At 66.5% G+C, this 21402-nt stretch carries 20 protein-coding genes; 15 read left to right on the top strand and 5 right to left on the bottom strand.

All coding sequences use genetic code 11. The features are described 5' to 3' along the window. Window positions 1-26 precede the first annotated feature (26 nt). From ABEA50_RS13120 to ABEA50_RS13080, 9 genes are all read left to right on the top strand, one after another. Complete coding sequence (locus ABEA50_RS13120; RefSeq protein WP_345495591.1) at window positions 27-2039, top strand: serine/threonine-protein kinase; 2013 nt, start codon at window positions 27-29, stop codon at window positions 2037-2039. A gap of 70 nt (window positions 2040-2109) precedes the next feature. Further along, window positions 2110-2790 carry an HAD family hydrolase gene (locus ABEA50_RS13115; protein ID WP_345496548.1) on the top strand — a complete coding sequence of 227 codons (681 nt, stop codon included), beginning with the start codon at window positions 2110-2112 and terminating at the stop codon, window positions 2788-2790. Between the two features lie 156 nt (window positions 2791-2946). Continuing rightward, on the top strand, window positions 2947-3810 hold the full coding sequence (locus tag ABEA50_RS13110) for a HalD/BesD family halogenase (RefSeq protein ID WP_345495590.1): 864 nt from the start codon (window positions 2947-2949) through the stop codon (window positions 3808-3810). 45 nt (window positions 3811-3855) lie between these two features. Continuing rightward, window positions 3856-4695 carry a class I SAM-dependent methyltransferase gene (locus tag ABEA50_RS13105; protein ID WP_345495589.1) on the top strand — a complete coding sequence of 280 codons (840 nt, stop codon included), beginning with the start codon at window positions 3856-3858 and terminating at the stop codon, window positions 4693-4695. Further along, window positions 4692-6506 carry a choline/carnitine O-acyltransferase gene (locus ABEA50_RS13100; protein WP_345495588.1) on the top strand — a complete coding sequence of 605 codons (1815 nt, stop codon included), beginning with the start codon at window positions 4692-4694 and terminating at the stop codon, window positions 6504-6506. Before ABEA50_RS13105 ends, ABEA50_RS13100 begins: the two co-directional genes overlap by 4 nt. Before the next feature lie 447 nt (window positions 6507-6953). After that, complete coding sequence (locus ABEA50_RS13095) at window positions 6954-7217, top strand: phosphoribosyl-ATP diphosphatase (RefSeq protein WP_345495587.1); 264 nt, start codon at window positions 6954-6956, stop codon at window positions 7215-7217. 51 nt (window positions 7218-7268) lie between these two features. Continuing rightward, the gene (gene hisG / locus ABEA50_RS13090) at window positions 7269-8120 is read left to right on the top strand and encodes an ATP phosphoribosyltransferase (protein ID WP_345495586.1); all 852 of its coding nucleotides are present in this window, start codon (window positions 7269-7271) and stop codon (window positions 8118-8120) included. A gap of 159 nt (window positions 8121-8279) precedes the next feature. Continuing rightward, the gene (locus tag ABEA50_RS13085) at window positions 8280-8423 is read left to right on the top strand and encodes a hypothetical protein (RefSeq protein WP_345495585.1); all 144 of its coding nucleotides are present in this window, start codon (window positions 8280-8282) and stop codon (window positions 8421-8423) included. Then, window positions 8423-9673, top strand: coding sequence for a YeiH family protein (locus ABEA50_RS13080; protein WP_345495584.1), 1251 nt, complete (start codon window positions 8423-8425; stop codon window positions 9671-9673). The genes ABEA50_RS13085 and ABEA50_RS13080 overlap by 1 nt, the downstream gene beginning before the upstream one ends. Before the next feature lie 289 nt (window positions 9674-9962). Here ABEA50_RS13080 and ABEA50_RS13075 read toward each other — a convergent pair whose 3' ends face one another. Continuing rightward, window positions 9963-10874, bottom strand: coding sequence for a RecB family exonuclease (locus ABEA50_RS13075; RefSeq protein ID WP_345495583.1), 912 nt, complete (start codon window positions 10872-10874; stop codon window positions 9963-9965). A 65-nt stretch (window positions 10875-10939) separates the two neighbouring features. On the opposite strand from ABEA50_RS13075, the gene ABEA50_RS13070 reads away from it, so the two are divergent. Next, complete coding sequence (locus tag ABEA50_RS13070; RefSeq protein ID WP_345495582.1) at window positions 10940-11773, top strand: tRNA (adenine-N1)-methyltransferase; 834 nt, start codon at window positions 10940-10942, stop codon at window positions 11771-11773. A gap of 188 nt (window positions 11774-11961) precedes the next feature. Here ABEA50_RS13070 and ABEA50_RS13065 read toward each other — a convergent pair whose 3' ends face one another. After that, window positions 11962-12522: a hypothetical protein gene (locus ABEA50_RS13065; protein ID WP_345495581.1), complete on the bottom strand. Its 561-nt coding sequence runs from the start codon at window positions 12520-12522 to the stop codon at window positions 11962-11964. Window positions 12523-12699: 177 nt separating this feature from the next. Here ABEA50_RS13065 and arc point away from each other — a divergent pair, with 177 nt between their 5' ends. From arc to ABEA50_RS13040, 5 genes are all read left to right on the top strand, one after another. Beyond that, entirely contained in the window at window positions 12700-14460 is a 1761-nt protein-coding gene (gene arc, locus ABEA50_RS13060; RefSeq protein ID WP_345495580.1) for a proteasome ATPase, read from the top strand. Window positions 14461-14640: 180 nt separating this feature from the next. Beyond that, the gene (locus ABEA50_RS13055; protein WP_345495579.1) at window positions 14641-15276 is read left to right on the top strand and encodes a TetR/AcrR family transcriptional regulator; all 636 of its coding nucleotides are present in this window, start codon (window positions 14641-14643) and stop codon (window positions 15274-15276) included. Beyond that, window positions 15269-16804: a glycosyltransferase family 39 protein gene (locus ABEA50_RS13050; protein WP_345495578.1), complete on the top strand. Its 1536-nt coding sequence runs from the start codon at window positions 15269-15271 to the stop codon at window positions 16802-16804. The genes ABEA50_RS13055 and ABEA50_RS13050 overlap by 8 nt, the downstream gene beginning before the upstream one ends. Window positions 16805-16968: 164 nt before the next feature. Then, window positions 16969-17451, top strand: a complete 483-nt coding sequence (locus ABEA50_RS13045) for a cation:proton antiporter regulatory subunit (protein ID WP_345495577.1) — start codon at window positions 16969-16971, stop codon at window positions 17449-17451. 3 nt (window positions 17452-17454) lie between these two features. Next, window positions 17455-18765 carry a cation:proton antiporter gene (locus tag ABEA50_RS13040; RefSeq protein WP_345496547.1) on the top strand — a complete coding sequence of 437 codons (1311 nt, stop codon included), beginning with the start codon at window positions 17455-17457 and terminating at the stop codon, window positions 18763-18765. Window positions 18766-18833: 68 nt separating this feature from the next. Here the strand turns inward: ABEA50_RS13040 and ABEA50_RS13035 are convergent, their stop codons facing one another. From ABEA50_RS13035 to ABEA50_RS13025, 3 genes are all read right to left on the bottom strand, one after another. Beyond that, the gene (locus ABEA50_RS13035) at window positions 18834-19649 is read right to left on the bottom strand and encodes an SAM-dependent methyltransferase (protein ID WP_345495576.1); all 816 of its coding nucleotides are present in this window, start codon (window positions 19647-19649) and stop codon (window positions 18834-18836) included. Window positions 19650-19910: 261 nt separating this feature from the next. Then, complete coding sequence (locus ABEA50_RS13030) at window positions 19911-20645, bottom strand: peptidylprolyl isomerase (protein WP_345495575.1); 735 nt, start codon at window positions 20643-20645, stop codon at window positions 19911-19913. Window positions 20646-20791: 146 nt separating this feature from the next. Next, a complete protein-coding gene (locus ABEA50_RS13025; RefSeq protein WP_345495573.1) occupies window positions 20792-21295 on the bottom strand; it encodes a PNPOx family protein in 504 nt (167 codons plus the stop codon). Between the last annotated feature and the right edge of the window lie 107 nt (window positions 21296-21402).

The following is a 21402-nucleotide window of genomic DNA, read 5'->3' as shown; positions in this document are numbered from 1 at the left end:
CGGGCGTATCGACTAGGTGACGCGACATGCGCACCGTCGACGCCGAGGCGAGGGTCTCGGTGCTGGCTGGCCGTCTGTCGGTGGTCTGTGCCATTGTCGGTGTCGTTGCCGCCGCACCCGACGCGGGCGGCGCGCTGTGCTCGGGTCGCCGCTGGGTATGTGAACAACGTGCGCGAAGACCTCGGCGCGTAGAATTCTGCGAGATTTCCGGGCTTACCCACGGAGTTCGCGACCGGCTCGGCGTAAGCGAGGAGGGGCACCACACCATGACGACGGATCGACTGATCGCGGGACGCTATCGGCTCTCGGACCCGATCGGAAGCGGAGCCATGGGCGTGGTGTGGCGCGCCGAGGATGTCCGGCTACGCCGGACGGTGGCGGTGAAGCAACTGATCCTCGCGCCCGGTCTGTCGAAGATGTCGGCCATGGAGGCCAAGCTGCGTGCGATGCGCGAGGGTCGGATCGCGGCCAGATTGCATCATCCGCACGCGATCACCGTCTTCGACGTCGCCGAGGAAGACGGTCAGCCGTGGCTGGTGATGGAGTACATGAATGCGCCGAGCCTGGCCGTGAAGTTGGCGGGCCACCGGACGCTGCCGCCGCTGGAGGTCGCGAAGATCGGCGCGCAGGCCGCCTCGGCGCTGACGGCCGCGCACGATGCGGGGATCATGCACCGCGACGTGAAACCCGCGAATCTGCTTGTCGCCGACGACGGTACGGTCAAGATCACCGACTTCGGGATCTCGCGCGCGGTCGGTGACGTCACCGTCACCGCCACCGGCTTCCTCGCGGGCACTCCCGCCTACCTGGCACCCGAGGTGGCGCGTGGTGAGGACCCGGAACCCGCCTCGGATGTGTTCGCGCTCGGTTCGACGTTGTACGCGGCGGTGAGCGGGACCCCGCCGTTCGGTGAGGGCGACAACCCGCTCGCGGTATTGCACGCGGTGGCGCGCGGACAGGTGAAGCCGCCGGAGAACACGGGTGCACTGGGCCCTGTGCTGATGAGCCTGCTCGCCCCGACCGTCGACGCGCGCCCCACGATGCACGAGGCGCAGCAGGCGTTGAACGACGTGGTGGCCGGGCGGACGCCGCCGCCCCCTCCGTCGTCGACGAAGGTCATGCCCAAGCCCGGTGCCGCGGCCACCGCGGTGCTGCCAGAGCCGGAGCCGGTGGGTCCGGTGGTCTGGCCGAGCGATTCCGACGCACCGAAGGACAAGGCACCGAAGGACACTGCGGCGCAGGACGCGGCGCCGAAGCAACCGGCACCCGCTACCACGGCGTTCGACGCCGCCGGTTCGGCGTCGAGGGGCTCGACGCCGACCCCACCGAGGGAGGGCCCGACCGGACCTACCTCGTTCGGCGGTTCCGGTGCGGCCGAGCCGGTTTCCGCCCACCCGGCGCCGAACGAACCGGCTGTGCCATTCGCCAGCACACCCGACACGGCTCGACGCAACGAGGTCCGCAGGAACCGACTGTGGGCTGTCGGCGCCGGTGCGGCGGTGCTACTGGTCGTCATCGTCGGCCTGCTGCTTGCCTCGCTCGGCGGCGGAGACGACGACACCCCGACCGCCGCGCCGCCGAGCGCCGCGCTATCGGACGGTGTGGTCGAATCGGGTGCTCCCGCACCGAGTTCCGCGGCCACCACCCCGCCGCCGAGTGCCACCACGACTCCCGCGCCCACCAGCACCACGACGACTACGACCCCGCCGCCGACCACCACACCCTCGGGACCGCCGACCCCGGAACGCCTGACGGCGTTCGTCCAGGGCTACTACTCGACGGTGCCGGGAAATGTCGCGGGCGGCTGGTCCCAGCTCGGCCCGTCCTATCAGGCGCAGACCGGCGGGTACGACGCGTACTCCCGGTTCTGGGGCACGGTACGGTCGGTGAGTGTGGGCTCGGTGACCGCGAGCGGAAGCAACCGGGTGGTCGCTTCCCTGACCTATCACCTGAAGAACGGCTCGACGAGCTCGGAGCAGCGGTGGTTCGACGTGACGTCCGAGAACGGGCAGCTGCTGATCGCGGCCTCGGGCACCTAGCTTTTCGCGCGGCCCGATCCGCATGGCGGCCGCACGAGGCCTGATCCACTATCGACGACAAGCGAAGGAGATGCTCGCGGTGACCGCGCAACCGGCGGCTGTGCTCTGGGATATGGATGGCACGCTGCTCGACTCGGAGAAGCTGTGGGAGATCGCCATTCGTGAACTGGCGAACGAACACGGCCACGTGATGACCAGCGAGCTCCGGCACGCGCTGATCGGTGCGTCCGGGCCCAATGCCTTGCGCATCTTCTTCGACGGGTTCGGCATCGCGCCGACGACCGAGACGCTGACTGCGGCGGGTGAGTTCCTCGAGCACAGGGTGGGGGAGTTGATGACCGGTCCGATCCCTTGGCGTCCCGGCGCCGAGGACGCGCTGGCGATGGCGCGTGCGGCGGGGCTGCGGTGTGGTTTGGTCACCAATACCAAGCGGTCGCTTACCGAGTTCGGTCTCGAGACGCTCGGTCGCGACCGCTTCGAGGTCTCGGTGTGTGGTGATGAGGTCGACCAGGGGAAACCCGCGCCGGACGGGTATCTGCGTGCTGCCGGGCAACTCGGGGTCGATCCGAGTCACTGTGTGGCGGTCGAGGATTCGCCGACGGGTGTGCTCGCGGCGCGTGCCGCCGGTTGCGCGGTGATCGCTGTGCCCTGTGAAGTTCCGGTTCCCGGTGGTCCCGGCATTGTTTCGCGGGACACCCTGGTGGGCTTGACGATGCGTGATTTGGCGGACGCGCTTCTGGTGCGCGACTGACCCCGCACGGTCGCGAGGTCGGTTGCCTGGCGTGAGTTTCGGTCGAGAGTTACTGTGCCGCAACATGAATGTTCGCTGCTGGTAGGTGTGACAGTGATCACCGGCAATCTTTTCGAAACGCGTGCGTTTCGGGGGTGACTCGAGCAAAATAACTGCATGGCCGGGTTTGGTGTCCTCGACGAAATCGTAGATACCGCACGGTATCCCCTCACCGATCCGCACGGATCCGGTCGACGCGAAGCGATAGCGCGCGCTCGGGCGGAGCTCGCCGAGGACGGCTGCACCGTCCTGCGGGAGTTCATTCGACCCGAGCTGATCGAGACGTTGCGCGCGCAGGGCGAGCGGATCGCTCCGCAGGCGCACTATCAGGTCGAGCGGGTCAACGCCTACAACATTCCACTGGATACCGAGCTGCCGCAGGGGCATCCGGCCAAGATCGTGCTGGAGCGCGGCAACGCGTTCGTTCCGCGTGACCGCATCCCCGCCGAGGCCCTGATCCAGCAGCTCTACACCGAGCCGCGTTTCCAGGCGTTCGTCGCGGAGTGCTTCGGCCTCGACGCGCTACACGAATTCGCCGATCCACTGGCAGGATTGACGTTGAATGTCGTCGCGCCGGGCATGTCGCATCCGTGGCACTTCGATACCAACGAATTCACCGTCAGCATGCTCACCCAACCCGCCGAGACCGGCGGCGGCTTCGAATACTGTCCCGGCATTCGCACGCCGGAAGCGGAGAACCTCGACGACGTCCACGCCGTACTCACCGGTGGCGGCGAACGTTTCATCAAACGACTCGAGCTCAGGCCCGGAGACCTGCAGCTGTTCCGAGGACGGTTCTCACTGCACCGCGTCACTCCGGTCAGCGGTGCGCGCCAACGGCATTCGGCCATCTTCGCCTATACCGACCGTCCCGGAATCATCGGGACGGTGGAACGCACCCGCCAATTGTTCGGGCGGGTGTTACCCGATCACTTCGCCGCCGCGGCCGCCGCTGTCCGTGGCGACAGGCTGCTCGACTGAGCCGCGGAGCTCGATCGAGCGAGTTCGACCCGAGAGGAAACGACAGTGCCAGTGCCGTTAGATACCACCGGGAAAGCGTCCTTCGACGACATCTACGACCGCCCTGATCCTCGCGACTATTACGCCACCCTGTCGGCCCTCGACTACCGGATCCCCGAGCTCGCGAAACCGGTGTTCCAACAACAGATTCAACAATATCGCGACGAGCTCCAGATCGCCGCGCCGACCGTGCTCGACATCGGCTGCTCCTACGGGGTGAACGCGGCACTGCTGCGTTTCGACACCTCCGTCGACGCTATGGCCGAGCACTACGCCGCCGCCGAAGGGGAAGGCCGGTCGGCGTTGATCGCCCGCGACCGCGCCCGGCTCGCCGCCGAGGACGTGCTACCCGATGTGCGGGTGATCGGCATGGACGCCTCGAAACCCGCGCTGGATTACGCGCTGGAAGCCGGATTCCTGCACGACGTCGTCCACGCCGACCTGGAGTCGAACGAACCCACCGACGCGCAGCGCGCCACCATCGCCTCCGCCGATTTGGTGATCTCCACCGGCTGCGTCGGATACGTCACCGAGAAGACGTTGGCGCGAGTCGCCACCGCGCATCCCGATCGTCGACCGTGGATGGCACACTTTGTGTTGCGCATGTTCGACTTCGCGCCGATCGAGACGGAACTCGCCGCGCTCGGCTACCGCACCGAACAGGTACCAGGACTGTTCGAGCAGCGCAGGTTCGCCTCCGACACGGAGCGTTCCCAGGTGTTGAACGCCCTGTCCGAACACGGGGTCGACACCACCGACCGCGAAGCCGAAGGCTGGCTGTATGCCGGCCTGTATTTGTCCCGCCCGATGCCGAGAAACCAACCCGACACCGAGGATTCGCATTGACCGAACGCACCTTCGCCGCCGAGGACCATTTACCGAGGGTCCCCCTGCCGACGTTGGAGGACAGCGGCCGTCGACTGCTGGAGTGGAGCGCTCCGCTGTTGACGGCCGAAGAACTGGCTGCCACCGAGGCCGCCGTGGCAGACCTACTGCGTCCCGACGGACCCGGTCGCACGCTGCACGCGGCGCTGGAGGAGTACGAGCGGACTCCCGGTGTCGGCAGTTGGCTCGACCAGTTCTGGCCGTCGCGGTATCTGGGCCGTCGCGATCGCATCGCGTTGAATGCCAACTTCTTCTTCCTGTTCCGTGACGACACCGTGTTGGCGGCCTCGACCGGCGCGAGCCAGGCCGAGCGTGCGGCGGGAATCATCGCCGCGGCAGTGGATTACAAGCTGGCCCTGGACGCCGAGACGATCCCGCCGGTCACCCAGCGTGGGCAGCCGCTGTCGATGTGGCAGAACAAGTACCTGTTCTCCGAGACTCGCATTCCCGGTGATCCGTTGGATTCCGTGCGGGTGCCCTACACCGACGAGTGGCCGGGTCCTTCGGAGGCCAAGCACATCGTGGTGTTGTTCCGCGGCAACATCTTCCGGCTGGACGCGATCGGTCCCGACGGTGCGCCGCACTCGGTCGAGGATCTCGTCGACGGTCTGCGCGCGGTGCTGAAAGACGCTCCGCGCGAAGCGCGTACGGACACCGCCGTTGGTCATCTCACCACGAAGCCGCGCGCGGAATGGGCGGCGAGCAGGCAAACCCTGTTGGCCGACGCCGGTAATGCCGCGGCGATCGACACGATCGAGACCGCGCTGTTCGCCGTGTGCCTGGAGGATTTCGTCCCACGCGACGAGCAGCACGCCTGTGATCAGTTGTTGCACGGCGACAGTGCGAACCGGTGGTTCGACAAGTCGGTGTCGTTCATCGTCTACGGCGACGGGCAGGCCGGGATCAATATCGAGCACTGCGGTTTGGACGGCACCACCGTGCTGTCGTTCGTCGACACGCTGCTGGCGACCTCGGCCGCCGACCATGCCGAGCGCTCGGGTGCGCGGGCGCAGGGTTTGCCGACGGTGGAGCCGATCGAGTTCACCCTCGACGCGGACCAGCGAGCCGATATCGCCGGTGCCGCGGCGGCCTTCGCCGCATACGCGGACGCGAATGCCACGCAGAACGTGTCGTTCGAGAACTTCGGCACCACCAGGGCCAAGCAGCTCGGGATCTCCCCGGACGCGTTCGCGCAGTTGAGTTATCAGCTTGCGCACCGGCGCAGTAAGGGAATCACCGGCGCCACCTACGAATCCATCGCCACCAGGCAGTACCGCAACGGCCGCACCGAGGCCATGCGCGTGGTGACCCCGGAGATGGTGGCATTCGTCGACGCGGTGCAGGATCCCTCGGTCGATACCGCGACCAAGCTCGCCGCGGCGCGTACCGCGGCGAGTGCGCATGTGGCCAGGGCCAAGCAGTGCCAGGGCGGCGAAGCGCCGGAGCAGCACCTGTGGGAGCTGGAGTGGATCCAGCGTCGTCGCGGTGCCGAACTCGGTGTCACCGAGCCGATTCCGCTCTACACCAGCCCCGGCTGGCAGATCCTCCGCGACGACTACCTGAGCACCAGCTCGGCGCCGTCGGTCAATATCCGCTACTTCGGTTTCGGCTCGACCAGTTCGCGCTGTATCGGCGTCGCCTACGTGCTGCTGCCCGACCGGTGGAACATCTACCTGGCGACCCCGAAGCCGGTGGCCGCCGAGATGCATGCCTACGCCGAGCACCTGCGCACGGCGGTCGCCGACCTGGAGGCGTTGCTCGCGAGTGAGTGAAGCGTCGCAAGGACGTCGGTAACACCGAGCGCGGCGGTGGTGGTGTCCACGGGGCATCGTCACCGCCGCGTTTTCGTGCGATTCATGGGAAAAGCCGGGCAACGCCAGGTACCCGGCGGCGAGGTGGATATCGGCGGGAGTGCGTCCGGATTCGGCCACACCGGTGTCGGCGGCGGCATGGCGATCGATCGGCCGAAACGACTGACCGCCACAGTTCCATCCGCTCGAAGCAGGTGGTTGCTGGATCAGTCGAGGATGCTCCACCATTTCCCACGGCTCGGCGCCGAGTCGGGCGAGTACCGCACGCACGTGAATCGCTTCCAGGACCGCGGTCATGCGCGGATTGCCGGCGCATTGGCCGCCGGTCAGCACCACCGCCAGCGGTCGTAAGCTGGCTACTTTCAGGGCCGTGAACGCCCGCGACCGCGCGGCAAATACACTGCTCTCGTGAAGAACTTCGACTCCCTGTTCGCCGAGCTCCAGGATCGTGCCACCACCCGTCCCGAGGGGTCGGGCACCGTGGCCGCGTTGGACGCCGGCGTGCATTTCCAGGGAAAGAAGGTGTTGGAGGAGGCTGGTGAGGTGTGGCTGGCCGCCGAGCACGAAAGCGACGCGGAGCTGGCCGAGGAGATCTCCCAGCTGCTGTACTGGGCTCAGGTGTTGATGGTGGGCCGTGGACTGACACTCGAGGACGTATACCGACATCTGTGACGGTTGCTCGTCCGCGAATCCCGCAGTTCCCCTCCCGAAAGGACCATCCGCATGCTGCGCGTCGCAGTTCCCAACAAAGGCGCCCTGTCGGAAGCCGCCGCCACGACTCTGAGCGAGGCCGGCTACCGCAGGCGTACCGACTCACGCGATCTGACCGTCCTCGACCCGGCCAACCAGGTCGAATTCTTCTTCTTGCGACCCAAGGACATCGCCGTCTATGTGGGGTCGGGTGAGCTCGATCTCGGTATCACCGGCCGCGACCTCGCCCTGGATTCCGGCGCGCCCGTCCAGGAACGGCTCGCGCTCGGCTTCGGCAACTCCACCTTCCGCTTCGCTGCTCCCGCCGGTCAGGAATGGACCGTCGCCGAGCTGGAAGGCAAACGCATCGCGACCTCGTTCCCGAACCTGGTGCTCGCCGATCTGGAACGCCACGGTGTCCGGGCCGAGGTGATTCGTCTGGAAGGCGCCGTCGAGATCTCGATCCAGCTCGGGGTGGCCGATGCCATCGCCGACGTGGTGGGGTCTGGACGCACGCTGCGTCAGCACAACCTGGTGGCCTTCGGCGATTCGCTGTGCGACTCGGAGGCGGTGCTGGTCGAGCGTTCGGGCTCCGACCAGGACGATCGCGTCCGTAACCAGTTGATCGCGCGGCTCAAGGGTGTTGTGTTCGCGCAGCAATATCTGATGCTCGACTACGACTGCCCCAAGCCCCTGCTCGACCGTGCCGCCGAGATCACGCCGGGTCTGGAGTCGCCGACCGTCGCTCCGCTGGCCGATCCGGGATGGGTCGCGGTGCGCGCGCTGGTTCCGCGACGCGACGGCAATCGCCTGATGGACGAACTCGCGGGCCTGGGTGCCAAGGCGATCCTCGCGACCGATATTCGTTCCTGCCGAGCGTTCTAGGCGTCGGCGGAGGCGCGCACCGGAGATCACGTCCGATTCAGGGTGTATGGGGTGTATGGGCGATTGATTCACGGTGAGTGCAACCGCTGTGTGCGCTGATGGCCGATTGCTACCGTGCGGCTTTCGATCAGCAATCGCAGGCAGCCGAGGAGCACAGCCGTGGGAACGACACCGCCCGACGGGGTTTCGACCGGACAACCGCGTCGATTTCACTGGAATGAGGACTGGCTCGCCTCGGCGGTCGGCCTCGTATTGCTCGCGCTGGTTCTGCTCGGCGTGCTCCCCGAAGGGCTGGTGCCGTGATGGCGGATCAGCCGAAGACAGTCGAAACCGGTGACGAAACCGCGACCGGTGATCCCGTGAAAACCGATGCGCCCGAGGTGGTCACGGCCGAGGACAGCGGCACCGCGTCGCCTGACCCGGTCACCGACGGCGGGCCGGAGGCGGCGTCGACGACGACCGAGGAAACCTCGAACTCCTCGACGCCGCTCGCGATCTTCGCCGGTGTCGTGGTCGTGGTAGTCCTGGGTGCGCTGACCAGGTATTTCGAGGCGCAGGTCCCGAAGTGGGCGGTAGACACACCGTTCGAGCGCGTCGCCAAGTCGATCGAATTCCCGGTCTACGCCATCGTGCTCGGCCTGATCGGCAATGTGATCCTCACCAAACTCGCACTGCGCGACCGCCTCTCGGCCGGATTCCGCACCGAGTTCTTCATCAAGACCGGGGTGGTGTTGCTCGGTGCCTCGATCAACCTGAAGATCCTCGTTACCGCGGCCGGTCCCTCGATCGTGCAGGCGCTGCTGCTGATCACCATCGTGTTCGGCTTCACCTGGTGGTTGGGTGGCCGACTCGGCTTGGACGCGAAGCTGCGCGCGCTGCTGTCCTCGGCGGTATCCATCTGCGGCGTGAGCGCGGCCATCGCGGCGGCGGGCGCGGTGCAGGCCCGGCGTGAGCAGATCGCCTACGCGGCCTCGCTGGTGATCATCTTCGCGCTGCCCTCGATCTTCCTGCTGCCCTGGCTCAGTGACGTATTCGGGCTGTCGGACGCGGTGTCGGGCGCGTGGATCGGCGGCAATATCGACACCACGGCGGCGGTGGCCGCGGCGGGCACGATCGCCGGCGAGCAGGCCCTGCAGATCGCGACCATCGTCAAGACCACCCAGAACGCGCTGATCGGTATCGTGGCGATCGCGTTGACCGCGTACTTCACCCTGAAGGTCGAGCGGACGCCAGGCGCCGCACGTCCATCGGGACGGCAGTTCTGGGAGCGGTTCCCGAAATTCGTGCTCGCGTTCATCGCGGCCTCGATCATCGGGACGCTGTATCTCCAAGGGGCCGACAAGAAATCGGGTGCGGCGCACATCGCGACTGTCAACGACTTGCGCACCTGGTTCCTGATCTTCGCGTTCGTCGCGATCGGCCTGGAATTCTCGCTGCGCGGCCTGCGCGAGGCGGGATGGCGACCGGTGGTGGTGTTCGGCTCGGCCGCCGTGGTGAACCTCCTTGTCGGCCTCGGCCTTTCGGTGCTGTTGTTCCACAACTTCACGCCGTGACATCGCGCCGGTGCTGGCCTGGTCACCGCCCACGCCGCGTCGTGGGAGTGCGGTCTCACCCGCCGCCGTGGTCTGCGCCGGGGTGACACATGCGAGTGGCACCGAGGTGACAGGTTCGTCGCGCGGGTTTTCGGCCATGGCCGGCGGTACGGGCGCCCGATCGTGACGGGTGTAGCCGCGCCGAGCAATACGGTCCTGTGCGCGGCGCGTGCGACCTGGGCTGTCGGCGTGCGAGCACGGTTGCTGGCTGGGCCGGTGACGTGCATCGGCTCGCTCGGCAGCGTGTCGCTCAGTCGGCGACTGCCTCGGCTAAGACCTCCTCCGGTGACTCGCCGAGTGCCTCGTCCGGCCAGCCGGGGTAAGCCGGTGTGCTGCCGCCGAATTCGGGGCACAGCGGCTTGTAGTCGCAGTAGGTGCACAGCCAACTCGGGTTCGGTGGGAAGTCGCCGGTGCGTCCCGCCTCCCGAATGGCTGCCCAGAGGGCGGCGAGGGTGCGTTCGAAGCGCACCAGCTCTTCCTCGTCGGGGGCGTAGGTGAGGATCTGCTCGTCGGCCAGGTAGATCAGCCGTAGCTGTGCTGGCACGATGCCACGGGTGCGCAGCATCATCAGCGCGTAGAACTTCAGTTGGAACAGCGCACGCGTCTCCCGCTTCGTCCCCGGCGAGCGCCCGGTCTTGTAATCCACCACCCGCAGCTGGCCGGTGGGTGCGACGTCGATGCGGTCGACGAAGCCGCGCAGCAGCACGCCGTCGGCCAATTCGACCTCGACGCGCGCCTCCCTCGACTCCGGCTCGAAACCCGTCGGGTCTTCCAGCCGGTAGTAGGTGCGTACCAGTGCGCGCACCTCGCCGAGAAACTTGTCCTGGTCGGCGGCTGTGATCAGCTCGCCGATCTCGGGGCGCTCGGCAGTGACCCTGGTCAGCGCGGGTACCGCGAGTGCGTCGGCGCGGTCGGGTCCGCGCTCGGCGGCGGGCAGGCCGTAGAGATCCTCCAGCACGGCGTGGACGACGGTGCCGCGCACCGCGTTCCGAGTCGGCGGCTCCGGCACCCTGTCGATCGCACGCAGCCGGTACTTGAGCGGGCACTGCTTGAAATCCATTGCCCGCGAGGGTGACAGCGCGGGTCGTGAGCGCCGCGTCGGCACACCGGGTTCGGGTAACGGTGTGGCGTCGAGAGGGGGAGGTGACGCGTACGAGCACATACCTGGCAGGCTATCGGGCGGCACCGACACGCCGGTGCGCAGCCAGACCAGCGAAACGGAGATTCATGACGGCCAGACGGACCGGGCCATTCACCCTCGGGGACCGGGTACAGCTGACCGACGCCAAGGGCCGCCTGTACACGGTGGTTCTGGAGGAGGGCAAGGAGTTCCACACCCATCGCGGCGGCATCAAGCACGACAGCCTGATCGGCGCCGACGAGGGCACGGTGGTGCAGTCCACCAACGGCACCCCGTATCTGGCGCTGCGACCGCTGCTCGTCGATTACGTCCTGTCCATGCCGCGCGGTGCCACCGTGATCTACCCGAAGGACGCCGCGCAGATCGTGCACGAGGGTGATGTGTTCCCCGGCGCGCGGGTGCTGGAGGCGGGTGCGGGGTCCGGTGCGCTCACGTGTTCGCTGTTACGCGCCGTCGGCACCGACGGTGCGGTGATTTCCTACGAAATTCGCGATGATCACGCCGAGCACGCGGTGCGCAACGTGGAAACCTTCTTCGGCGAACGTCCAGCAAACTGGTCGCTGACGGTTGCCGACGTCGCCGACTACGACGGCGCATCCGTCGACCGCGCCGTGCTCGACATGCTGTCGCCGTGGGACGCGCTGCCCGCCATGGCGAAGGCGATCGTGCCCGGCGGCGTGCTGCTCGTGTACGTGGCGACCGTCACTCAGCTGTCGCGGGTGGTCGAGGCCTTGCGTGAGCAGGAGTGCTGGACCGAACCGAGATCGTGGGAGTCGATGGTGCGCGGCTGGCACGTGGTGGGCCTTGCCGTGCGACCGGAGCATCGGATGCAGGGGCACACGGCGTTCCTGGTGAGCGCGCGCAGGCTCGCCGAGGGAACGGTCACCCCCCGCCCGCAGCGCAGGCCCTCGAAGGGCTGAGAAGGGCTGAGAAGGGCGCTGAGGCTCGGCCCTGGCCTGGGTGGCGCCGAGTATCGGCGAACGGCAGAGCCACGCGCCATGTCGTATGCGCGTGGTCCTCAGCGGCCCACCCCGTTCGTGCATTCGGCGTGGGGTGAGCCGCTTACCCGCGGGTCAGGACCGAGGACGGTGCCGGGATGGCACCGGTCTCAGGCCGGAACGCAGGGCGCCTGGGCGAAGCCGAGCATCAGGCAGCCGCTCTGATCGGTGAGCTTCCAGCTGCCGTCGGAGTTCTGCCAGGTGATCGGCATCGCGGGGACGGTGCCGTGCGGCGAGGTGATGGTGACCTGCGCGGTCGCGGTATCGGCCGCGGTGGTGATGTCGGCGACCTCGTAGGTCAGCGCGCCGTACCCGGCCAGCGCCTTGTTCATCTGGTCGATCTTGTCCTTGCGCTGCTCACCGTTGACGATCAGCGCGGTCTTGTCCTCGGTGGAGACCGCGGGGTCGGAGAACTTCACCAGCACCGCCTGCAACGCCTCCGGTGTCGGTGCCTCGGCGGGCGCGGCGGCACCCGTGCTGCTGGCCGTGGCGGTCGTGGTGGCAGAGTCGCTGGTGGTGGGGGTAGCCTTCGCGTCCGAGCTGTCGGTGGAACCGCACGCCGTCAGCCCGAGCGCGATGGCGAGCGCCGCCGAGGCGACAACGACGCGACGACCGTGTGCACGGAACGAGCGCGAAGGAACCTCGTCGGGACGTTCGGTGGTACCGAGCATTGGCAGCAACCTTTCGGCTAGGTCGGCGAAATAGCTCACCGGGTTGAATTAGGGGAGGCTAACACGGTCATCCGGCGCCGGTCGGAGCGCAGATGTGATCACCACGAAACCATGTCGGACAGCGAGAACGGTTCGCGCCCGGTAGCGTTGATAGACCGGGACTGGGAGGAGCAGCACATGAGCCCCATCGAGAATTCGGATTCGGCGGCCTGGAGAGAGCTCGAGGCAGTACGCGCCGAGGCGGCTGCACTCCGCAGACAACTCGCCGATTCACCGGATCGCACACGGGAATTGGATGCCCGCATCGATTCGCTGACCATTCGCAACACCAAGTTGTTGGACACGCTCAAGGAAGCGCGTCAGCAGTTGGTGGCGTTGCGTGAGGAGGTCGACCGGCTCGGCCAACCGCCGAGCGGCTACGGCGTGTTGATCGGGGTGTACGAGGACCAGACGGTCGACGTGTTCACCTCGGGACGCAAGATGCGGCTGACGTGTTCACCGAACATCGAGACCTCGACGCTGGAGTACGGCCAGACCGTGCGCCTGAACGAGGCGTTGACGGTGGTCGAGGCCGGTGTCTACGACGCGGTCGGCGAGATCGGCACCTTGCGCGAGATCCTCGACGACGGTCGCAGGGCACTCGTGGTCGGGCATGCCGACGAGGAGCGGGTGGTCTGGCTTTCCGGCCCGCTCGCGAAGGTCGCCGAGAACGACGACATCGATGATCCCGATTCGCCGATTCGTCGGTTGCGCCCTGGTGATTCGCTGTTGGTCGACACCAAAGCCGGGTTCGCCTTCGAGCGCATTCCCAAGGCGGAGGTCGAAGATCTGGTTCTGGAGGAGGTGCCCGACGTCGGCTACACCGACATCGGTGGCCTCGGGCGTCAGATCGAGCAGATCCGCGACGCGGTGGAATTGCCGTTCCTGCACAAGGATCTGTTCCACGAGTACGCGTTGCGTCCGCCGAAGGGCGTCTTGCTCTACGGTCCGCCGGGGTGCGGAAAGACGTTGATCGCCAAGGCCGTAGCGAATTCGCTCGCGAAGAAGATCGCTGAGGCGCGTGGCGAGGATGCCAAGGAAGCGAAGTCGTTCTTCCTCAACATCAAGGGCCCCGAGCTGCTCAACAAGTTCGTCGGTGAGACCGAGCGCCACATCAGGATCATCTTCCAGCGAGCTCGGGAGAAGGCCTCCGAGGGCACCCCGGTGATCGTGTTCTTCGATGAGATGGATTCGATCTTCCGCACGCGTGGCTCGGGTGTCTCCTCGGATGTGGAGACCACGGTCGTGCCGCAGTTGCTCAGCGAGATCGACGGTGTCGAGGGGTTGGAGAACGTCATCGTCATCGGCGCCTCCAACCGCGAGGACATGATCGACCCCGCGATCCTGCGTCCGGGCCGTCTCGATGTGAAGATCAAGATCGAGCGGCCGGACGCGGAATCGGCGCAGGACATCTTCTCGAAGTACCTCACCGAGTTCCTGCCCTTGCACGCCGACGACCTCACCGAGTTCGACGGTGACAAGGCCAAGTGCATCGCCGCGATGATCGAACGGGTCGTCGACCGGATGTACGCCGAGAGCGACGACAACCGCTTCCTCGAGGTCACCTATGCCAACGGTGACAAGGAGGTGTTGTACTTCAAGGACTTCAACTCCGGCGCGATGATCCAGAACATCGTGGATCGCTCCAAGAAGTACGCGATCAAGTCCGTGCTCGACACCGGAAGTCCCGGCCTGCGTATCCAGCATCTCTTCGATTCGATCGTGGACGAGTTCTCCGAAAACGAGGACCTGCCCAATACCACGAATCCTGATGACTGGGCCCGCATCTCGGGCAAGAAGGGCGAGCGCATCGTCTACATCCGTACGTTGGTCACGGGTAAGAACGCCAGCGCGAGCCGGGCGATCGACACCGAGTCGAACACCGGGCAGTACCTGTAGGCGTGCCACGAGGCCGATCATCCGCCGGGTGGATCTCACAGCGACGAAGGCCGCATCCCAGCAGGGTGCGGCCTTCGTGCTGCCCGGGTCCCTTTGCTGTCTTGCGGGTTTCGGCAAGCGAAATGGGCCCGCGCTGAAATGTTCCGGCGTTCTTCTGTCCGCGCGTGCTAAAATCTGACCATGCGGTCAGGAAATGGGTCGGGCGGTCAACAGAGATCGTTCATCGAGGACGCACGCCGCAGGCAGATCATCGCGTCGGCGGTGGAGGTGATCTCCGAGGTCGGCTACGGGAATGCGTCGCTGGCGCTGATCGCGAAGCACGCGGGGGTCTCCAAAGGTGTGATCTCCTATCACTTCGATGGCAAGGACGACCTGATGACGCAGCTGGTGATCCAGCTGTACTTCGCGGGCGGGGAGTTCATGGCGCCGAGGATCGGACGAGCGGTCGGCCCACGCGCACAGCTACTCACCTACCTCGAGTCGAACCTGGATTTCATTGCCGCGAACCGGAATTACGTCGCCGCGATGACGGATGTGGTCGTGAACCTGCGCGAGGAGGACGGCAGCTTGAAGTTCGCGTCCGTCGATGGTGAGCGTGAGATCATCGCGCCGCTGCTCGAGATGCTGCGCGAGGGGAAGCGGGTGGGGGACTTCGGTGATTTCGACGCGACGTTGATGGCCGAGTCCATTCGCGACGTGATCGACGGCGTCGCCGGGCGCGTGGTCCGGGATCCGGAATTCGATATCGCCGCGTATTCGGCGCACGTGTGCCGAGTGTTCGATGTGGCGACACGGAAGGGGAGAAGCGATGACTGACATCGCGCAAGAATCGAAAGCGCCCGTGCGGGGCGGGGGTGACGATCCAGTGGGAGGGCAACCGCCGTTCGCGCTGGCCGGGGTGGCGATTATCGTCGTCGTGTCGGCGATCGGGCTGTTCGCTTCGATCGGGCGGTACGGATTCTTCGGTGACGAGCTGTATTTCGTCTCGGCGGGGCGCAGGCTGGCCTTCGGCTATGCCGATCAGGGCTCCGCGCTACCGGCGATCGCCCGAGCGATGGACATGATCGCACCGGGATCGTTGGTGGCGCAACGTATTCCGGCTGTATTGCTAACGCTCGTCGCACTGGTGATCAGTGCGCAGATCACCAGGGAGCTCGGTGGCTCGCGCACGGCGCAGATATTGGTGGCGCTCGCCTACGCGGGGTCGCCGTTTCTGCTGGCGCAGGGTATCCAGCTGGCCACCAACACCATCGACACCGCGCTGTGGGTGCTGATCACCTGGTTGGTGGTGCGTTGGGTGCGGACCAGGCAGGATGTGCTGCTGTTGCTCGCCGGGGTGGTCACCGCGGTCGACATGCAGGTGAAATGGTTGATTCCGTTCTTCTGGATCGCCGTCGCGATCGGTGCGCTGGTGTTCGGTCCCCGCGATCTGCTGCGCAGACCGGCGCTGTGGGCCGGTGGTGCGATCGTCGTCGTCACCATGATTCCCACGCTCGTCTGGCAGGCGAATCGCGACTGGCCGCAGTTGCGCCTGAGTTCGGCGGTGGCCGCCGAGCAGGCGAGCATCGGTGGGCGGCCGATGTGGGTGGTGACGGCGCTGATCTGTGCCGGGCTGATGGGCGGGATTCTGCTGATCTACGGAATCTGGCTGCTGCTGCGCTGGGAGGTGTTGCGGCCCTACCGTTTCCTCGGCTCGGTTCCGTTGCTGTTGGCGGTGGTCTTCTTGGCGACCAACGGGCGCGGGTACTACGCGGCCGGTGTTTACGCGGTGATCATGGCGGCGGGCGCTCTCGGCTGGACACGCAAGTCGTCGCGGATTCGCATCGCGATCACGGCCGTTCTGGTGCTCGCCTCGCTCGTGAGCACGGTGACGTCGTTGCCGTTGCGCCCGGAATCGGATATCGCACCGGCCCGCGACGACGCGGACGCGGCGCTGAACATGACGACCTACGCCAAGTTCGGCTGGCGCGAATTGGCCGAGAGTGTGGCCGAGGCCTATCGCTCGCTGCCTGCCGAACAGCGCGCCGACGCCGTGATTGTCGCTGATTCGTATTGGCAGGCAAGCGCATTGGACGTGTACGGTGTAGAAAACGGTTTGCCTGCCGTCTACAGCCCGAATCGTGGTTTCGGCTACTTCGGTACGCCGCCGGATTCCGCGACGACCGTGCTCTGGGTCGGCGGCTCGGTCGATGACGTGCGCCCGCTGTTCGGCGCGGTGACTCCCATCGGTCGTGCCGATGCCGAACTCGGGTATCCGGGGGTTACGCGCGACGTCACGATCTGGCGGTGCGACGTCCCGAAGACGCCATGGACGCTGGCATGGCCGGGGATGTTGCGCATGTGAGCTGACCGAGGGGGTATAAGTCGATGACATCGTCCGCCGCGCCGGGACCTTCGGTGCGGCGGACGGCGTGCTGCTACCGCGTTTCCGCAGGTAGGCAGGGTCAAACGGACAAATCAGGCACCCCCGGCGCTGATCGGGAGGTGTGTATTGACTAGGGTGGAATCGTGAACGTTGAGGTGACCTCTTTACCGGGTATCGGTGTACGAAAGGACTTCCCGCTCTCGACAACGCGACGCCGGATCGGGGTCATCGACCACCATGACGGCACAATCGACGTGATCATGAGCAAGGTGGACAACCCGGATGTCACCGAACAGATCTCACTGACCGCGCAGGAAGCGGCGGTACTCGCCAGCCTGCTCGGCTCGCCACAATTGGTCGAGCAACTGCGCGAAGAACATCGTGAGTTCGACGGGTTGATCACCCGGCAGCTGTCGTTGCACGACGGTTCGCACTACGACGGTCGCCGCTTGGGGGAGACCCAGATACGCACGCGCACCAAGGCTTCCATCGTCGCGGTGGTGCGCAGCGGGCAGCCCATCGCCTCACCGGGCCCCGATTTCCTGTTCATCGCCGGTGACGTGCTTGTGGTCGTCGGCACCGCGGAAGGCCTCGATGCCGCCGCCAGAATCCTGTTAGATGGGTGATCCATAGTGGAACACGAAACCGCGCTCGCGCTGATACAGCTGGGCGCGGTATTTTTTGGTCTCGGTCTGCTCGGTCGGCTCGCCGCACGCATCGGGCTTTCGCCGATCCCGCTGTATCTGCTCGGCGGATTGGTCTTCGGCAGCGGCGGCCTGGTGCAACTGGGGCACGTGGACAACTTCATCCACCTGGCCAGCGAGATCGGCGTCGTGCTGCTGTTGTTGCTGCTCGGCCTGGAATATAGTGCGCCGGAACTGGTTACGGGTCTGCGCCGATCGTGGGCCGCGGGTGTGCTCGACGTCGTGCTGAACGCGACACCGGGTGTGTTGGTGGCGTTCGCGCTGGGCTGGGGTGTGACGGGCGCCATCGCGATGGCGGGTGTCACCTACATTTCGTCCTCGGGCATCGTCGCGAAGGTCCTCAACGATCTCGGCCGACTCGGTAACCGGGAAACGCCCGTGGTGCTGTCGATCCTGGTGTTCGAAGACCTGGTGATGGCAGGGTATCTGCCGGTGCTCACCGCGGTGCTCGCCGGTGTCGGATTCGTCGCCGGTCTCAAGACGCTCGGCATCGCACTGCTCGCGGTGACCGTCGTGCTGGTGGTGGCCCTGCGCTACGGCCGGTTCGTCTCCGCGATCGTGCACAGTGAGGATCGGGAGATCTTCCTGCTCAAGCTGCTCGGCTCGGCGCTGTTGGTTGCGGGTGTCGCGTCCGCGGTGCAGGTCTCGGCGGCGGTCGGCGCGTTCCTGCTCGGCATCGCGATCTCGGACTCGACCGCGCACAACGCGACGAAAATCCTGGAACCGCTGCGCGATCTGTTCGCGGCGATGTTCTTCGTGCTGTTCGGTTTGACCACCGATCCCAAGAGTATTCCGCCGGTGCTCGCGTGGGCGTGCCTGCTCGCCGTCGTCACCACCGCGACCAAGGTCGCGACCGGATGGTGGGCCGCCAAACGGGCGGGGGCTGGCCGCTACGGCCGCGCCCGCGCGGGCACGGCGCTGGTCGCGCACGGCGAATTCTCCATCGTCATCGCGGGTCTCGCGGTGTCGGCGGGTGCGGTTCCCGATGAATTCGCGGCCTTGGCGACGACCTACGTGCTGCTGATGGCGATTCTCGGTCCGATCGCGAGCCGGGTGGTGGAACCGCTGCTCGGTGTGCTGCAACGTCGAAAGACCTCGGCCGCCCCTGCGACGGTCGAGGCCGCGAAGCAGCTCGGCACCGGGCAAGAAGCCGATTCCGCGAAGCAGGTCGACCTGTCGAAGGAACCCGACGCCGTGGTGCGCGAATCGAACCCGAGAACCACGTCCGATCAATGATCCCGAGGACGGGCCGGTGCGTTCGTCCGGCCCGTCCTCGGTCAGCGCGTGTGGGTTGATTTCGCGCCCTAATTCTTCTTGGCGACCGCTGAGTAGAAGGACACCTGCGCGTCCAGCGACTCGGGTGGGTCGACATCGGTGGGTCGCCAGCGATGCGGCACGGTGATTCCCGGCTCGACCAGCGTCAAACCCTCGAAGAACCGGCTGAATTCGGCGCGCGTGCGGAACTGCGTGGCGAGGCCGCTTTCTCGATAGATCTTGTCGATCCGCTCGAAGGTGACGGCGTCGAAATCGGGGGAGGCATGCGAGAGCACCAGGTAGGAGCCGGGCGCCAGCGCGTCGAGCAGCGTGGCGACGGTGCCGTGCGGGTCGAGATCGTCGGGCACGAAATGCAGCAGGGCGATCAGGCTCAGCGCCACCGGTTTCGACAGGTCGATGGTGGCGAGCAGTTCGGGCGCGGACAGGATCGACTTCGGCTCGTTGACATCGGCGTGCACGTACGCGGTGCGCCCCTCCGACGTTCCTGTCATCAGCGCGCGCGCGTGCGCGAGCACGATCGGATCGTTGTCGACGTACACGACGTGCGCCGAAGGCGCTGCGCCCTGGGCGATCTGGTGCAGATTGGGTTCGGTGGGGATGCCGGTGCCGATATCGATGAACTGGCGAATACCCGCGTCGCCGGCGAGCCAGTCGGTGACGCGGTGCATGAATCCACGGTTCACCCGTGCGGCGAGCGCGACGGTGGGGAACACGCGCGCGACCTCTTCGGCGCGCTCGCGGTCGACCTCGTAGTGATCCTTGCCGCCTAAATACCAGTCGTACATGCGAGCGGTGTGCGGCCGATCCTGTCGCAGATCGAGCTGTCCCTCATCGTGCACCGACACTACGTCCATCCTTTTGACTCGCGCGCTGAACCTGTTCGGCCAACACCAGCGTTGCGCTTCTCGCTGTTACCCGAACATCTACATACCCAAGCGGGTTCGTATCCAAGCCTGTTGATACCGGAGTGTCCGGTTACTCGCGAGTTCGAATAGCTGGCGGCGAGTATTCGTTGCCGAACCGTCGCACAGCACCCACGGCAACGGCCGCGGTGGGAATTCCACCGCGGCCGTAGCTTTTTCGGGTATTCGGTTGTTCTCCCCAGGTCAGTTCGGTGCGGTGACCACGGAATCGAGCACGACATCGGCGGCGGGGGCGCCGTCGCCGCTGCCGTCCCGCACGCCGGCGGCACCGATCGACTGGAGGACGTCGAGTCCACCGGTGATGTGGCCGAACGGGGTGTAGCTCGGCGGCAGTGGGCTGTCCTGGAAGACCAGGAAGAACTGGCTGCCGTTGGTGTCGGGACCCGAATTGGCCATGGCCACGGTGCCAGCCGGGTAGACGGCCCCCTCCAGGTTCTCGTCCGGGAACTGGTAGCCGGGTGTGCCGGTGCCGGAGGCGGTCGGGTCGCCGCACTGGAGCACGTAGATGCCCTCGGTGGTGAGACGATGGCACTTGGTGTGATCGAAGTACTGTTCGCCGGACAGGAAGGCGAACGAGTTCACCGTGCGTGGTGCGCGCTGCGCGTCGAGTTCGATGGTGATGGCGCCGCAATTGGTTTCGAGTGTCGAGGTGTAACCCACGGCAGGGTCGATGGTGTTGCCTGGCTCCTGCTGCCACTGCTTGCCATTGGGCTGGTCGGGCCCCGGTGCCGCGCAGGCGGCAGGGGCGGGACCCTGCTCACGCGCCGTCCACGACTGCGCCGAGGCGCCGGTGGCGCCCAACCCCGCCACGGTCAGCGCGGCCGCCGCGACGCCGATGACGCGCGTCAGCTGTCTCTTACCGCCGAACCGCCGCCCGCGCTCGGTGTCGAATGTCCGCCCCTTGGGTTCGCTGCTCACCGGTCGGGATCTCCTTAGCTCGGGTTGCGCACCGGACGATGCTGCCGGGATCATGCCATCCGAAGGCCGCCTGTGCCGACCCAATGCTCGGGATCGGTGGGAAATCGCAGTATGCCGTGGTGAATTCGGTGCCGGTGCACAGTGGCTCAGTGCGGGGTCAGCGCGATCACGACGCCGCCCTGCTGCCAGGTCTGATAGATGTCGGCCTTGTTGGGTGTGCCGTCGGGGCCGAAGCCGATGCCGTTGAGTTTGGCGTTGTAATGATTGTCGGCCGCGACGATCGCGTAAAGGCGCAGCACGTCGTCCTCGTCGGTGTACACCACAGGGTCGAAGGTGCGTGGTGACCCGCCGAGGGATGCCGTGACGGGCGCTGCGCCACGCAGGTTCTTGACCCACGGCCGCAGCGCGGTGCCGATCAACAGGATCCCGTCGTGTTCGGTGTAGGCGACCGGGACGTCGTAGGTCTTACCGCTCTTGCGGCCGACCACATGCAGGGTCAGCAGGCGTTTGCCGACCAGACGGGAAAGACCGGGCGTCCGCAGCAGCGTACGGGCGATCTTGTTGACGAACCCCTGCGAGGGCCTCAGGGGTTCGGGGCCGTCGGTGCTCGGGGTGCCGTAGGGGTTGGGGGTGGGCGGCTGTTCTGGCATGGGTCCAGTATTGCCCCGCGCGCACCGACGGGTAAATGCGTCGGCGAGCGTCGATTGGGCCGAGTCGTTCGCGTGTTCTGATCGGTTCGCCGCGCGGTGTGGAATCG

Origin of the sequence: Nocardia callitridis (assembly GCF_039543305.1) — a bacterium.
GTDB lineage: Bacteria > Actinomycetota > Actinomycetes > Mycobacteriales > Mycobacteriaceae > Nocardia > Nocardia callitridis.
Note: the sequence above shows the minus strand (reverse complement) of the source record. Positions and strands in the feature narration are given on the sequence as shown.

Bases quoted from the DNA above. Each gene is read 5' to 3' on its own strand.
- ABEA50_RS13120 (WP_345495591.1), top strand. From the start codon at position 27: ATGCGCACCGTCGACGCCGAGGCGAGGGTCTCGGTGCTGGCTGGCCGT.
- ABEA50_RS13075 (WP_345495583.1), bottom strand. From the start codon at position 10,874: ATGTGCTCGTACGCGTCACCTCCCCCTCTCGACGCCACACCGTTACCC.
- ABEA50_RS13065 (WP_345495581.1), bottom strand. From the start codon at position 12,522: ATGCTCGGTACCACCGAACGTCCCGACGAGGTTCCTTCGCGCTCGTTC.
- hisG (WP_345495586.1), top strand. From the start codon at position 7,269: ATGCTGCGCGTCGCAGTTCCCAACAAAGGCGCCCTGTCGGAAGCCGCC.
- ABEA50_RS13050 (WP_345495578.1), top strand. From the start codon at position 15,269: ATGACTGACATCGCGCAAGAATCGAAAGCGCCCGTGCGGGGCGGGGGT.
- ABEA50_RS13110 (WP_345495590.1), top strand. From the start codon at position 2,947: ATGGCCGGGTTTGGTGTCCTCGACGAAATCGTAGATACCGCACGGTAT.
- ABEA50_RS13055 (WP_345495579.1), top strand. From the start codon at position 14,641: ATGCGGTCAGGAAATGGGTCGGGCGGTCAACAGAGATCGTTCATCGAG.
- ABEA50_RS13080 (WP_345495584.1), top strand. From the start codon at position 8,423: ATGGCGGATCAGCCGAAGACAGTCGAAACCGGTGACGAAACCGCGACC.
- arc (WP_345495580.1), top strand. From the start codon at position 12,700: ATGAGCCCCATCGAGAATTCGGATTCGGCGGCCTGGAGAGAGCTCGAG.
- ABEA50_RS13025 (WP_345495573.1), bottom strand. From the start codon at position 21,295: ATGCCAGAACAGCCGCCCACCCCCAACCCCTACGGCACCCCGAGCACC.
- ABEA50_RS13070 (WP_345495582.1), top strand. From the start codon at position 10,940: ATGACGGCCAGACGGACCGGGCCATTCACCCTCGGGGACCGGGTACAG.
- ABEA50_RS13115 (WP_345496548.1), top strand. From the start codon at position 2,110: ATGCTCGCGGTGACCGCGCAACCGGCGGCTGTGCTCTGGGATATGGAT.